Annotated in this window: 11 protein-coding genes; 4 read left to right on the forward strand and 7 right to left on the reverse strand. The window is 47.2% G+C overall.

Annotated elements, in window-relative coordinates:
• Position 1: 1 nt before the first annotated feature.
• The 4 genes from ACGHM3_RS15640 to ACGHM3_RS15655 all read right to left on the reverse strand — a co-directional run bounded on the left by ACGHM3_RS15640 (position 2) and on the right by ACGHM3_RS15655 (position 7,220).
• Positions 2–727 (reverse strand): sugar transferase, encoded by a 726-nt coding sequence (locus ACGHM3_RS15640; protein WP_345427850.1) that lies wholly within the window; start codon positions 725–727, stop codon positions 2–4.
• 692 nt (positions 728–1,419) lie between these two features.
• On the reverse strand, positions 1,420–2,574 hold the full coding sequence (locus ACGHM3_RS15645) for an alkaline phosphatase PhoX (protein ID WP_345427851.1): 1,155 nt from the start codon (positions 2,572–2,574) through the stop codon (positions 1,420–1,422).
• On the reverse strand, positions 2,567–4,414 hold the full coding sequence (locus tag ACGHM3_RS15650) for a phytase (RefSeq protein ID WP_345427852.1): 1,848 nt from the start codon (positions 4,412–4,414) through the stop codon (positions 2,567–2,569). Before ACGHM3_RS15650 ends, ACGHM3_RS15645 begins: the two co-directional genes overlap by 8 nt.
• 259 nt (positions 4,415–4,673) lie before the next feature.
• A complete protein-coding gene (locus ACGHM3_RS15655) occupies positions 4,674–7,220 on the reverse strand; it encodes a TonB-dependent receptor (protein ID WP_345427853.1) in 2,547 nt (848 codons plus the stop codon).
• Between the two features lie 373 nt (positions 7,221–7,593).
• Between ACGHM3_RS15655 and ACGHM3_RS15660 the strand changes: the two genes are divergently transcribed.
• Both ACGHM3_RS15660 and ACGHM3_RS15665 read left to right on the forward strand, forming a co-directional pair.
• Complete coding sequence (locus tag ACGHM3_RS15660; protein ID WP_345428001.1) at positions 7,594–8,502, forward strand: GGDEF domain-containing protein; 909 nt, start codon at positions 7,594–7,596, stop codon at positions 8,500–8,502.
• Positions 8,502–9,533 (forward strand): AraC family transcriptional regulator ligand-binding domain-containing protein, encoded by a 1,032-nt coding sequence (locus tag ACGHM3_RS15665; RefSeq protein ID WP_345427854.1) that lies wholly within the window; start codon positions 8,502–8,504, stop codon positions 9,531–9,533. The genes ACGHM3_RS15660 and ACGHM3_RS15665 overlap by 1 nt, the downstream gene beginning before the upstream one ends.
• A 14-nt stretch (positions 9,534–9,547) precedes the next feature.
• Here the strand turns inward: ACGHM3_RS15665 and ACGHM3_RS15670 are convergent, their stop codons facing one another.
• The 3 genes from ACGHM3_RS15670 to ACGHM3_RS15680 form a co-directional block, all read right to left on the reverse strand.
• Positions 9,548–11,899, reverse strand: coding sequence for a methyl-accepting chemotaxis protein (locus ACGHM3_RS15670; RefSeq protein WP_345427855.1), 2,352 nt, complete (start codon positions 11,897–11,899; stop codon positions 9,548–9,550).
• 252 nt (positions 11,900–12,151) lie between these two features.
• Positions 12,152–12,994: a DMT family transporter gene (locus ACGHM3_RS15675; protein WP_345427856.1), complete on the reverse strand. Its 843-nt coding sequence runs from the start codon at positions 12,992–12,994 to the stop codon at positions 12,152–12,154.
• Between the two features lie 315 nt (positions 12,995–13,309).
• Positions 13,310–13,699, reverse strand: coding sequence for a VOC family protein (locus tag ACGHM3_RS15680; RefSeq protein WP_345427857.1), 390 nt, complete (start codon positions 13,697–13,699; stop codon positions 13,310–13,312).
• A gap of 171 nt (positions 13,700–13,870) precedes the next feature.
• On the opposite strand from ACGHM3_RS15680, the gene ACGHM3_RS15685 reads away from it, so the two are divergent.
• Entirely contained in the window at positions 13,871–14,395 is a 525-nt protein-coding gene (locus tag ACGHM3_RS15685) for a hypothetical protein (protein WP_345427858.1), read from the forward strand.
• Positions 14,396–14,438: 43 nt separating this feature from the next.
• Positions 14,439–15,029 (forward strand): superoxide dismutase family protein, encoded by a 591-nt coding sequence (locus ACGHM3_RS15690; RefSeq protein WP_345427859.1) that lies wholly within the window; start codon positions 14,439–14,441, stop codon positions 15,027–15,029.
• Positions 15,030–15,036 lie beyond the last annotated feature (7 nt).

A 15,036-nucleotide genomic window follows, 5' to 3' on the forward strand; every position in this document is an offset into this window, starting at 1 on the left:
ATTAACTTCTCTTTATGTATCGGCTTTGTGAAGAGTGGTTAAGAAGCACATCCCCACCTGTAACAGCAACATTTGCAAGCCACTTGTCTTTCGAAAATAAACTCAAGATTTGAGACGCCCTCTTCAACGCTCCTTGCCGATTGAAAACAGACAAAAAAGTGAGATAAATAATCTTTATATCGTATACAAGCGATCTATTGTTTGCGTAGAGGATTGCAATGCGATTTTTGATTGGTCTAATAGAGCAATGATAAAACTGAGTTGACGCATTTACTTCGGCAAGAATACGTTCTTCATCAAAAAAAATAATAGAGGATAAATCTGTGATACCGGGCCGGTGTAAAAATATATCCTGTTCGGCTGAAGAATAAAGATCGGTCTCCGCTTTTACATTTGGCCGCGGGCCCACAAAGCTCATATCACCTTTAAGTATGTTGATCAACTGCGGCAGTTCATCTAGCTTACTGGCCCTTAACAAACGTCCAACCGCAGTTATTCTCGAATCGTTGGCGGTTGTAACGGACGTTCCTTTCACATCTGCACCAGGCACCATGGTTCGTATTTTATAAAGTTTGAAAGGACGTTTATTCTTGCCTGTTCGCCAGGAGACATATACAGGGCAAGCCCGGTCTGTTAACCAAACAACGAAGAGCACCCAAAAAATAGGAATGGCTAATATCAGTAATAGATTAATAGCCAGAAGACTATCTAAACCCCTTTTTGTCATTATGCTAGTCTATTAACTTAGTCGAATGGCGCAGTAAACCATTATCAATTATCACTAGCAACAGATCGGTGACACTTTCCAACACCCGATTTTAAAATGTAAAGCTGCGGTAGCTTCGGAACCTAGATCTATACATCCCCTGCACTCAAGGGGGAAACATAACTTTACACTTCCTCGGTATTTATTTACTAAAAATGACTCTTCAACTTCTCATTGATAGGCCTTTTAAACGCAGACAGGCTGAACATTAGAACGTAGTCAGCAGGGAGATATCTTAGGTACTATCCTTGTAAGGATCACCACAACGGCCAGAAAACTGCTCTAGCCGAATCAATTTTCTAAGCCAGCCTATATTTACAGCTGAACCATCCCTTCAAAATCTCGCCGCATATCAAAGCACTCAAACTACTCCTGCATTTCGCAAAGGACTCTCTATTTCTAATATTAGATCTGCGTAACGATTAATCCATACAGTTTATTGCGGAATATTGGAATGGGGAGCGGAGAAATGAGTCACCCTAACAACAGCTTTTTTGTTGTCCCTGCTTTAGTTAGCTGGCCCCAGAGAATGGCCAGCAACACAGTGAAATTAATTTATTGAAAGTTGGTATCGCTCTTTTGTCAGAAAAATCTCGACGACCATAGGATAAAAAGGAAGGAAATATTTTGCGCAGCGGCACGTCAATCCTGCACTAAAGATAACGATTAAAGTGAATATTGTTTGGCAGTATTAACTCGTAGGTTATACCGTCATTCTTTGAACCAGTGAAACCTCTTTGAGAGTTAAAGTATAACCGCGAGCCATCGGGACTAAATGCTGGGCCTGTCATTTCAGATTTTAGCTGCCCGTGTAAAGTGACCAAGGGCACCGGCACTTTATTGTCGGCCAATCCAACTAGCTGCATGTCTCCGCCGTCTTCTGCAATTAGCAATTCCCCATTTGGCGTTACGGCAATATTATCGACGCCGGTTAGCACCGGTTTTTTATAGCTGGCCGCGTCGTAAATCACACTGAGCGTGTTAGTCTCAACATTGAGAGACCAAACCTTATTATCGATTTTGGTCGTGAAATAGATGTGTTTGTCTAAATAGGCAATACCCTCACCACCGCGAAACTTCGCAGCTCCTGTTACTTGCTTACGTAAAGGCTTTGTACTAGCACTTGGGTCTGGAACTGTTTGCCATACAAGCGAATCATCTCTCGCGACACCGACCTGTAAAACACCTACCGACAAGTCACCGAGCGTATTAGGGATAAAACGGTACAAACAACCGTTTGGGCGATCTTCCGTCAAATAGGCGTAGCCGGTGGCTGGGTCCATGGCCACGGCCTCGTGATTGCATACTCCCATGGCCGATAGCCTACGGGCCGACTTTTTACCCAGTGGGTCGCATTCGTACACTTCACCTTGCTCACCATTTTCTTCACATGAGAGCCAAGTACCCCAAAGGGTTCTTCCACCAGCACAATTACGGGTGGTACCACTTAATATTGAATAGCTGTCTATTACTTCACCTTGAGCATTAAAACGCAATGCTCCCACTCCGCCAGCCCCGGATTCTAACTCCCTGTTGCACACATATACCCAGCCGCCATCGCTTGTTCCAAAGCAATCGCCGCCATCAGGGGAACCGTGCCAAAGATAGCTGCTGCTAGGTGTAGCCTTATAACCCGCCTTTGCCACTATTCGCAGGGTGGCGCCTTTTGGCAAGGTCGCCTTTAATCCCTCGTCGTACCAATAGAGGTCAGAGTGGGCGGGCTTTGCCAACAAAGACTCTGCGGTAAGCAGTTGAGCACCAGCCAGACCAGTTATGGCGTGCTGGATTAACTGTCGTCTGTTAATCATTTTTTGATCCTAGCAGTAATTCGATTTTGTCCCAGGGCACAAATTTAAAGTTTTGCGTTTGCTCAGGCAATCGGTTGCGGCCATCCTGCACCACCAGTAATCCTTGGCTAAATCCGCCCCCCAAATCGGCTGAGGTAACCGCTAGGCCATCCGTTTCTGAAGCACCGTCAATGCCTTGCTGAAGATTGATACCTATGCGAAATGCGCCAAGTGTTTTATAGGGTGGCTCGGAATCAATTACCATGTAGCTGTCATTACCTTGGCTGGATATTACTAACAAGGGCGCCTGATCGGCATCCTGTAGGCGCTGATACAGAGCGATTCCTTCAACGTCGTCGTGGAGTAATCCGCCGACTTTAATCACCGGTTTCGGTTCGGCTAATGAATCCCATTGCGCGTTCAACACCCATACACCCACGTCCTCCTCTCCAATGAATAAACGATGATTAATGTCATCCGCAACACATCCCTCCGGCTGGCTGCCTAAAGAGAAACGGCGTACTTCACTGCCGGTAAATTCTCTGGTGTCAATTTCATACTGCAGCACAGTACCATCTTTATCGTTAATAAAAGCGTACAGCTCGTCCGCTTTGGGGCGATACAAGCAAAATCCGTAAACATTATGTAACGCAGTAGCAATGTCACTCACGTGAGTGACCACGCCGTCTTTTTCGCTTATGGCAAATAGGCTGATACTGTTTGAGTCACGGTGGCTTGCACCGGCCAAGTGCCATTCTTGCCCGTCAGGATATAATCCAGAGCGAACATCGACATTGTTTAGGCGGCCCACGGGTAATGATTGCTTGCGGCTGCCATCTAAACGATAAACCTCTAAGCCAGCTTTTTTGTTCGTTGCTAAAACAAGCGACAGGCTCTGACGCTCAGGGTGAACCCAAATGGCCGGGTCATCGGCGGCATCTCCAACGCTATCTACCGGTTGCGTTTCAACGCTTGCTGACACCACGGGCAAGCCAGTGAGCGGTGCGTCGGGTCGGCGCGGCCAGTCAATGGCTGTGTGCCACCAAGTGTCATTGTCATCGTCTCTAAGTTCTATCTGGAGAGTGTTTTCGTATTCCAAAACATGCAACTGTTCAGGGTCATCGATCTCAGGTAACAGAATATGTAGCGCGGGCTGCCAACCATTGTCCGACCTTTGAACGATATGTAACTGCTGAGCCTCTGGATCCATAAGCATTACACCATTGGGTACCAACGCCATATTGGCCGCACTTAGCAAAGTACCAAATGGCTTAATCAGAGCCACCGGCTGGCGTAGTGCATCAGCTTCTGCATGGGCAGGGTAAGCCCAGAAACCGACACCATCTTCATTAACCAACAGTGTTTCGTGGGCTTGATCTACGACACAGAACTGGCTATTAGGCGGTATCGGTAACGAGCGGACCTGCATGGGTTCGGCCAGTAGGCGTTCTCCCCGCCCCAACAACCATTGACTACCAACCCCAATTTCGCTGATCAAAAAAGCATAATTATTTTGTTCATAATCTTGATAGAAACAAAGATTGGATACTTCGTAATTTTGCTTCGGTAGCATTATGGTGGTGTCAAAATCAGAATCAACGATATTCAAAACCGTTACTTGTTGACTCACATCGTCTAGAGCGCCCACGAGACTGGCATTAGACGACAACTTAACCGCTGCTAGGTTCTCGAAATTGCCAGCCATTTGGGCCACTACCTTTTCGCCTTCTCTGATCTGCAAGCCACTGTGTTCGACGGCAAGCAATTTATGCTCAGGCGCGTGGGGCAATGCTAAGCGATCTAATACCGCTACAGTGGCGACGTCGGTCTTTGGCTGCCATTGAACCGTAACGGTCGACACATTTACTTTATCTTGTTGTTCAAACTTAGCTTCTGTCGCACCGCAGCCGACTAATGCGAAAGCAAATAAAGCGACCAATAGCGACCAATTGGCTAGTACTGGGGATCTTGTTAGGGGAAATAAAGTAAAATGATGGGAAGTAAAATTTTGCAGATACGGGCACGTCATCTAGTTATCTATTCCAGTGTAATTCTTAGCAAAAATAAAGCGCCGCCATTGCTCTTCGTGGCAATGGCGGCAGGCCAAACCTTAGAGAGCTTTACATCGAGACAAATGTTATTCCTAATTTTACGGTGGGACCGTATTCCTCATATTGAGCATTAAAGCCCCGAGAGCCGGTGTAAACATAGTACGCTTCATCGGTGATGTTCTGCACTTCTAAATTGATATTTAACTGCGGGGTCACAAAATAGTGTGCGGTAAAATCAATAAAGGTTTGCTCGTCAACGTACAAATCGTGGGCAGCGTCATCCAGGCCGGCGACTTCTTGCAAGTATTCAGATTTAAAATTGGCCGACAACCGTAAGCTTAGCTTATTGTTTTCCCACCCCAGCATGGCATTGGCTACCGTATCAGACATATACGGCATATCGATATCCCGACTATCGCCTCCATTGCCTATACTCGCATCGGAGTCACTAAGGGTGAGATTAGCTGCCAGCAAAAGACCGTTCCAAGGCGTCGACAAATGGGAAAGCTGTTGCGACCAAGCTAGCTCTAAGCCATACAAATCAGCGCTATTACCATTGGCAAAGGTTTCTGCCTGATCAAAATCCACCCAAGCGCCTGTGCCCGCTATATCGGTGGCATAGATAAAATTATCGATTTCTTTGTAAAACACAAACGCAGAGATCACGCCGGCTCGGCCTAGATAGCGCTCAACGCCTAGATCCCAATTAACCGATTCTAAAGCCTCTAATTCTGGGTTACCAAAGGATGCCTCTTCGCCATCGATAACGAACCCTGGAGCCAACTGTTCAAAGGAGGGCCGAACCACTGTATTAGTGAACGCAAAACGGAATTGTGTATCATCATTCAGTTCATAACGCACATGTACTCCGGGCAACCAATGGTCATAGTCATTGCCGGCCGATATCGACTCATAGTCGTCACCGTTTAGGCCCGTCCCACGCGCCTTAAACTCGGTAGCCTCGTACCGCAGTCCAACGATGGCATGCATTGCACCGCGCTCGAATGTATTCATCAGGTAAGCAGCAGTAATATCTTCGTTCATCACAAAATCTTCGATTCGAGACTCTTCTTCATCCCAGAACTCTTCTGCTTGCAAACCTGATATCAGTCCACGCAGACCAGCAGCGTTTATCGACGGTCCAAAAGCGCCCAAGCTATAATCAACCTGAGCACCACTGTAGGCAGTCATTAACAATTGATCATCCGCAATGCCAAAATCGGCAAAGTCTTCGTACTTGTACACGTTGGTATTATTATCTTTCTCGCGCTCACTGCGTTTTGCCCCACCCTTAATGGTGGCGTCAATACTACCGATTTGATAATCGTGGCTGATATCAAATTTAAGATTGGTTTCTTGATCCGTAGTTAGTTGATCGGTCCATTCAACTTCCGCCAGTTCAAATTGACTGGCATCGTAAAAGGCTTCCGGGCCAACCAACACTGGGCGGGAATAACTGCGCACGCCCATGTCAGCAAAAACATCTGTGCCTTCAAATACCGCGCCGGCAATATGGTTAGGCGTGTCCTCGGAAGACTCGCTAAAACCCAACTGTGCCGATAAACGCCAGGTATCTAAATCCCAATCCCCCCCGAATACATAGGATTCGATCTTCTGTGTTTCTTCTCTGTCTTTAACTTCGCGCCAGCCCTCAGCTTCACTAGAGCTGCCAGATGTCACGGCATCAGCAAATTCAACCCCTGCGGCTTCTCTTGTCTCGGTGTCAGTGAACTCACTGTAGAGAGTACGCAGATACATTTGTGCGTTGCCGTTGAATTTATAGTCTAAGTTTAAGCCGGCGCCGGAGCGTTCCCGAGTAATGGTGTAATCACGCATTTCAGACTCTTCTAGCGCGGCTGCTTCGTCAAAATCCCAGGCGCCGCCGATTTCTACGTTATCTGAGCCGAAATCGCGCTCTTGCCAACTAAAAGCCAACGCCACACCAAGGTTATTCTCACCGCCTAAGATACTGAACTGGTTACTAAAGGCACCGGATAATTTACCACTGTACTCTTCTTTGTTGTCATCGTAGTTACCTTCGGTGGAGAAAGTGTAAAAGGTGTTATCACGGTCAAAAGCAGTCAAGCTCTCCACCGCAATACTTCCACCCAGAGAATTGGCATCCATATCAGGTGTAACGGCTTTCACGACTGAAAGTGTCTCTACCAATTCGGAAGGCAGAACATCCAGAGCTACCGCTCGTGTATCGCTGTTAGGAGAAGGGATTGTTGTACCGTTAATTTGCACGCTGTTCAGGTCTGGTCCTAAACCACGAACACTGACAAATCTTCCCTCTCCCTGATCACGCTCAACAGACACGCCAGGTAAACGCTGAACCGCCTCTGCGATATTTTCGTCGGGTAGTTGCGCTACCGCATCGGCGCTAATGACAGATTTAATGCTGTCTGCCAAACGCTGCTTGCGGATGGCCTCATCCATACTTGCGCCCTGGCCAACAACCAACATCTGTTCTTGAATTACACCTTGAGTGGTAGCATCACTCTGGGCCAGAGCCGACACAGACACCATGCCCAGCAGGGGCAAGGTACTCTGCATCAAGTGAGATACCAACACGCGTCGTCTACGGTGAAAAAAATCAGCAGCCAAAAAAATCATGAAGTGCCCTTGTGTGTTTTGAATGGGTGGCTCATTTATTCCCGACGGACTATGTCCACTGGGATCAGTTTGGCTGGCAATGCTAGAAACACTAAATGACGAAAAAATGACACTAGTAACGCTAGATAGGCTGAATAACGACCCTTATCTACCTGAATGGTGAAAAATGATCTTTTTTACCCGCCTCCATACATAGGTAAGTCATTAAATTGCAGCGCCTAAACCCAAAACAGAGGAGCCGGCGCGTCACAAATTGGTAATTTCCCCTTAATCCTATCAATGACCTGAGCTAATTCACCCCCCCTGACTGTAAACAAACGGTAACATTGGTTTGTTGAGGTTCACCTTAACCTCTACAAATAGCTTGCAATCCATGCCGAATTTTATACGTCTACATATAACTAAGCTTGTTTTTATTCTACTTAGCGCCAACACGACGCTTTTAATCTTCTTGGCAGCCGGAGATGTTAAAGCTTTGTCGGTTTGGTCCGGAGCCGACATTTTCGCCGAAGGGGGCGCAGGATTATTGACCTTGGTTTGGCTATACCTGATTTTAAAAAGCCGTCCTAGCGGTCGCATCACTAATCTTTTAACACTCGGCTTGGGACTTATGTTTGTCGCTTGGTGGGCGGATACTTTGGATGAATTCATTGCGCTACCAGACGCTATCACTTGGGACCACTGGTTAGAGTCTGGATCCATGAGTTTAGGGTTAGTGCTTCTGACTTATGGCCTGTACCATTGGCATCACGAACAACTGGCCATCAGCCAACAGCGGCAAAAACAGGAACGGCTCGTGAGGGAGCATCGCTACTTTGACCACTTAACGCCCCTCGCCGGTGCTCAATATTTAAAAGACCAAATTGATTCTGACCGTAAGCAAAGCCGTCAATATTCGAGCTCCCTCATTGCTCTGGATTTGGATAATTTCGATGCTGTAAATCAGACCTACGGCCACGCCGAAGGCGACCGGGTGCTTCAGGCCGTGAGCCAAATCATATTATTGAACATCCGAAACCAAGATTTGCTATGTCGCTTAGCGGGAGATAGATTCGTAGTCCTCTTGCCCCACACTGGGGAAAGCCAGGCCAAAATCTTCGCCGATGAAATCACCAATAGCCTTTTCCATTACGCCTATCGCAGTTACACCCATGGCGAAAAGATTTCTATAAGCGCTACAAGCGCTGTGATCATGGCGCACCAAGAATCCAGTGAACAGCTGCTTTCAAGATTGCAGTTAGCCATTGCGAAAGCCAAGACACCTTTAGCGAGGAGAGCCTGATGTGCCAATGGTATACCAGCCAATCACCCTTAATTCCATCACAAGGGATACCGTTAAACCTGCTGGATCTATTCCAAAGCTACGACCCTACCTGCCATCATTTATTACGCAGCACTAAGCTTTTTTTAAGCGACATTATTAATACCGATACCCCCCCAGTCATCAGTACTCATCAGCTTGTTACTTTAATCGGCAATGCTACGAATCTAACGAACACACCAGACACAGCCTTTTTAATTGGCCAGCGTTTTTTTAACAGTGATTCCGGGCCAGCCAACGCAGTGCTGTTGAATTCCCCCAACCTCTACATCGCATTAGAAACGTTGCAGAGATTCCAACCGTTACTGTCGCCGCTAATGACGCTTAAGTTCTTTCACGACGAGCAGGATTGCTTTATTTTTTGGCGTGATGATTCAGGTAGTCACAAACTGAACACCAAGCTTGTCGAAATAATGACAGTAGCCTTGGTAAGCTACTGCAAAAGACAGTTTGGACAGCATCCACCGTGGAAGATCTATTTCAACTATCGCGCACCCAATCACTTAGAACAGTATTGGTTACACATTGGAGAAAATTTGTACTTCAACACAGCCATCTGTGCAATGCGTATCCCTAAGGAATACCTTTTTAAACAATGGCGAGAAGAAAGCCTGTCTTACACTTTACGCAAAACCCAAGCTGAGGCGCAACTTAGCCTGCTACCAGCACAACAATCTTTAATAAGCAGAGTTAACTGCGTTATTGCGACAGGATTACAAACCGGAGACAAACGATACATGCAACTAGAGACAGTTGCAGAAGCTCTGAAAATAAGCAGCGCCACTTTGAAGCGTCATTTGAAATTTTACAACACGAGTTACCAGAAATTGCTGGATCAGGAAAGGCTTTACCAAGCTGTATATTTAATGCATAAAGAGAAACTAACACAAAGCGCAATAGCAGAAAAACTCGGTTTTCATGATAACTCCAGCTATCGCCGTTCGTTGAAACGGTTGACAGGCATTTTGCCATCGGAGCTAGGGCTAATATAGACTTCCTTGGCTAATTATCTCACTGTATTACGACGAGAATAATTCATTTCACTGTCGCTGACCTTAAACTTTTGGATTAGCGAAGAAAGTTTGGTCCCCAGTTTATCGATATCTTGGCCTAAGACTCCCGCCTTGTGAGTGCTCTCTTCAGCGTCACTAAAGTTAGCCGCCATGGATTGATAGCCACTTAGCACCGAATCAAAGTTACGTCGCTGGCCATTAATGGCAGCGGCAATGGTGTCTACTCGCTCGGTAATCAGTGTCATGGCGTCGTTAACAGATCGCAATTCTTCGGATGCACTGTTGACGTGCTCATTGGATTGATCGGTACTTTCCTTACCGCGATTGATATACGCCACCACTTCCTCTGTGCCCTGCACTATCGCATTAACCATATTGGCGACTTCGTCTGTGGATTGGCGGGTTTTTGAGGCTAGCGATCTAACTTCATCGGCTACTACCGCAAAGCCCCTACCGGCCTCACCGGCTCGGGCAGCTTCTATTGCCGCGTTTAGTGCCAACAAGCTGGTTTGCTCCGATATGCTATTGATGACATCTATAACCACCGCAATTTGGTCGGTATCCGATTTTAATTTGTCCAGTGCCGTAACCGCGCTCCCCATGTCGGAAGACAAAGTGTTGATTGATGATAAAACTCCACTCACGGCGGTATTTGCTTTGGTTGCCACTTCAGTACCGTGCTCCGTGGCCGTACCGATCTTGGCCAATTCATTATCCAAGGTATCGGTGGATTGGTTGGTTTCTACAATGCACTTATTTAAATTTTCTGCGTGGTTTTTCTGGGTATCGGTGAGGTTAGACAAGGCGCGATTCACATCGGCCAGATCCTGGCTAAGAGGCACCATCCGGGCAATGGATTTGAGCAACTCAGAAAAAGTGATATCGATGTTTTCTATAAACGTGTTTATTCCTGTGGCTAGGGCAGCCATCTCTGTTTTGTCATTAACGCTTAACCGCTGGGTAAGATCCCCCTCACCTTGTGCCACCTGCTCTACGGTATGCCGCATGGCCTTTATGGGCCGTATGATAACCGCCGCTGAGATATAACCTAAGATAGCCCCAGCTAACGCCGCGATAGAACACACGACAATGGTTAAAAACACCTGTGAGTTACGAAGTTTATACAGGGGGGCCATGGCTTCGGCTTCGTCAATCTCGCTCATAACCACCCACTCGAGATTGACAAGCTGTATGGGTTTATAGGCAGATAAAACCGACACGCCTCTATAGTCGTCAAAGATTGAAAAACCGGTTTCGCCGCTCAACGCCGCGCGTGTGCCCTCTGTAACTACTGCCTGCAAGCCAATGGTGGTTTTTTTTGCCATCATTAACGCCAACTTTGAGGCATCATATCGTATCGTTTCCATTAGCGCTTGGTAGCCCTCGGCATCTTCTAACAGGAAACGACCATCACTGCGCATGGTGGAGTCTTGCCCCACTAAGTAAGTCTCTCCACTCAAACCTAAGCCGGAATTTTGCCAGTTTTTGTCGTGCGTCATTACTTGATTTATGCCGTCCACCGGCATTTGAAAAATCAGCACGCCAGTGAGCGAGTCACCGTTATAGATAGGAGAAGCAATAAAGGATGCAGGCGCATTGTAGGACGGTACGTAGGCTGCAAAATCGGTCAAGAATGCACGCTGATTCTCGCCAGAACCTACCGCCATTTTAAACGCTTTACCTATACCAGAATCAGCGTAGGGCCCAGTCCTTAGAGATGTCGCAAAATCCAACTCCTTAAAAACCGAGTAAACAATGGAGCCGGTCTCGGCGTCCACTAGAAAAATATCGTAGTAACCGAAAGCTCTTTGATACTGACGAATAACCGGATGGACTTTGGCGTGTATTTGATCGTAGCGAGTACCGGCTTTACTGGCTAATAGTTCGTCTTTTTCGCCTAGGGCTGCTGTATTGTCACTGATATAGGCGGTTTGCAAAGCCTTGGCCTGTGGCTGAATTGTAAGCAGGCGAGCTAAATCACTGCCTTGCCCTGAATTCAGCTGCCTAAACTTAGTGTCGAATTGGTTTTCGTAATATTCGGTTAAGGACGTTGAACCAATTGGCTCTGGAGAGAAGGATTTAAATGCCTCTTTAAAATCCTCCATAGCCTCTATGATCATTAGGTTGGAAGAATACGTGATAACCTGCTGTTCAATACTGTTAAAATAGTTTTCAATGCTCGCGGCAGTTGTGTCGCGCACCGCCGTGAGTTTGTTTTCAGCATCTGCGGTTAAAGTCTGAGACGCGTTATTGATGGAAACCCAACTGACCACAATGCTCGCCACAAGCGTTGGCACAAAAGTCAGCATGGTACCCAATATGACCAAGCGCGTCTGAATCTTCATGTATGCCCCAGTGCAGAGTTGCCCAAAACATTAAGCTTAGACAAAATATACAAAATAAAAGGCTGGGCGTGTTCTAAAACCTCTAAATTAAAAGATTGTGGTGCCAGATTTTAAATATTTACGATAGGTAGTTTTACCGCGGAAATATCAGGTGCCAATTCACTCTACAACGGCGCGAACAACAAGCAAAACTCAAATGATCCGGTGGCTGAACGAATTCAGGCTTCCCGATTCAAACGTCATTCCAAAAGCTTAGCCGTGTTTGGCTCTACCCCCAATAACTACGCCAATCCCGCCCAAAATCAATCCTGTCGCCACAGCCAAACGGCTGGTGATTATTTCATCGGCGAATAAAACACCACCCAGGGCTGCTAGCAAGGGTACTAACAATTGCAACACCGCGGCTTGAATTGCGCTTAACCCTGTCAGGGCAACATACCAGACTGCGTACCCTACCCCCGAAGCCAAACCGCCGGAAACCACTGCTAAAATAAATCCCTTTGTGGAGAGCTGGCTGTATGAAAAGGTGACTAAGAGCAAAACCAAGACCAACGGTAAAGTTCTTACAAAATTAAACGTAGTATCTTGAATAGGGTTGGTTGAGCCTTTGCCTGCTAGGGTATATAAACCCCAGGCAATACCGGCAGCAAGCATCATAAAAAAGCTGCCCATGGGCGGGGCTGTTACGCCTGGCAGCATAAGATAGACAAAGCCGATAAATGCGATGATGGCTCCCAACGCTTCTAGCCTGGTCAGCCGGTTACCCTGCAGCAAGCTAACGGTAATCATCGTTAGTTGCACCGCAGCGAATAAAATCAACGCGCCTGTCCCCGTATCCATTTGCACATAGGCATAGGAAAACCCCAGGGCGTACACAAACAACATTACAGCGGATTTCCAACTACCACTGGATTTGGGCTGGTTGTCTGTTGTGAGCAGTCGGTGAATCAGCAGTAAAACGGCGATGCCTGAAATCAACCGTACAATCGTGAACGTGCCTGCATCGATGGCTTCGCCGCCCAAGGCCAATCGGCACAGTATAGAGTTACCGGCAAAAGCGATTAGGGAGAGACTGGTTAGCAGGACAATTTTCACAGGCGCACTTTATTGAGCAGTTTATTGGGCATTATTTAAGCTCATAGTAACGCCGGCACAGACAGCTGGCCATTGGCCCAAGGTTGGAATTAACGGAGGGAACTTTCGCGGCTTTGCATGGTATCGCCTGCTAACTGTGATTTATTAAGCCGTACATCTTCACAGTCAAAACTGAATATGTAGTCAAACCTAGCTATTTTGCCAAAGCTAGATATTCAGTCAAACCTAGATATTTAGTCAAACCTATAGACACCAGTCACATTCTTACAATCAAAAACCATGCAAAGCAATTAACTAAAAGACAGACAGTAAGAACTATGAAAGGGAATGAAACCCAATCATATTGCCTTCGGTATCTTCTGCCACACAGATATGGCCATGATCACCGATAGACATTTTTGGCACTTGCAATTTACCTCCGGCCGCCTCCACTTTGGCGCCTGGCTTAGAGCAGTCTTCGGTATCGAAGTAAACTAACGTGCTGTTGCCGCCAGCACTCACCCCCTTCATTTTGCAGAGTGCACCGCTGGCGCCCGGACGCTGCCCCATTGGGAAAGCCCACATCTCCGGTTGCGGGCAGTCGCCCCCCTCACCTGGCACGTCCAAGCGGGTAAGCTCAACCTCCAGAACCTGCTCGTAAAACGCCTTAGCGCGCTCCATATCATCCACATAAATTTCAAACCAGCAAACCGCATTACTATCCATAGTTGTCTCCAATATTTTTTGAGAAGCAGGCAACACTATCGCTGTGCGGCTAGCTTCATAATAGAGTTGGTGTCGATTTTGCGTATACGTCTATAGATTCAGAAAATCGCTCATATCTTGGGTGGATTTTGTAATTTATTCAAGCAAATTCAAATGACCAGGAGAACTTACATGAGTCGTTTAATCAAAGAAAAGTCGGATAACTTAGTGGCGGCAACCTTTGAAGACGAAGCCCACAGCAAAATCGCGGTAGATACCCTTGTAAAAGAAGGGTTAATCAGTCGCGATAAAGTTGATTTAGTCACACCCAACGACAATGGTACGGATAGAAAACTGGAGCCGGAATCTAGAGCCATTAAAAAAACGCTTTGGTTCTCACACATCAACATGGGCGCGTTCGGTTTTGTATTTGGTTTTATAGCGTCATTGCTTTTAATTATGTTCGGCCCTACGGCCACCCAAGCCTCTCCCTTGTTTACAGTTATTGCAATGACTCTGGTGTGTACGTTGGCCAGCCTGATGCTCGCAGGAGCGCTCAGCCTGCGTCCAGACCACGACCCAGTTGCCTACAACGTAAAGCACGCAGCAAGTGCTGGCCGCTGGTCTGTCGTCGCCCACGCAAACAATCGCCAGCAGGCCAAAGAGATCACCCAGGCGCTTAAGCCCACTGCGAAAATTGTCACGTCGAGCTGGTAATTTAGGCAGTCAACCACATTCACGAATCAGGAAAACGAACCCCATGAATTTTAAAAAAGCAGCTTTCGCAAAACGTACAACAGCGACCCTCGTACTGATTGGCGTTTCCTTCTGCAGCTACGCTGAGCACCATGAGACTAAAGCGGCGGAACTGGAAGTTCCAATGATTGATACCAAGGGCAAAGCAATAGGTACGCTCACCCTAACTGAAACGGCTAATGGCGTCCTAATCACAGGCGAATTAGAAGGGATCAGCAAAGGAGAACACGCTTTCCACATTCACGAAACTGGCAGCTGTGATGTTGCGACCGGGTTCAAGTCCGCGGGCGGTCACTTATCTGGCCAACACAGCCACGGTTACAGAAGCAGTGAGGGCCCACACCCCGGCGACATGAGCAACATCCATGTGATGAGCAAAAAAGCTATTGAAATAGAAACATTTAACGCAGCGGTAACGCTGGGCGATACCGACGTTGCCACGGGTCAAACCTCATTGCTGGATGACGATGGCACAGCCATAGTAATCCACGAGGGCGCTGACGACTACGAGAGCCAGCCCTCTGGCGCGGCTGGCAGCCGGGTGGCCTGCGGTGTGATCATGATGCAAGAGCAAATGAGCTCAGCGGCCCACTAACTCTCGA

Source organism: Halioxenophilus aromaticivorans, from assembly GCF_042850945.1.
GTDB classification, from domain to species: Bacteria; Pseudomonadota; Gammaproteobacteria; order Pseudomonadales; family Cellvibrionaceae; genus Halioxenophilus; species Halioxenophilus aromaticivorans.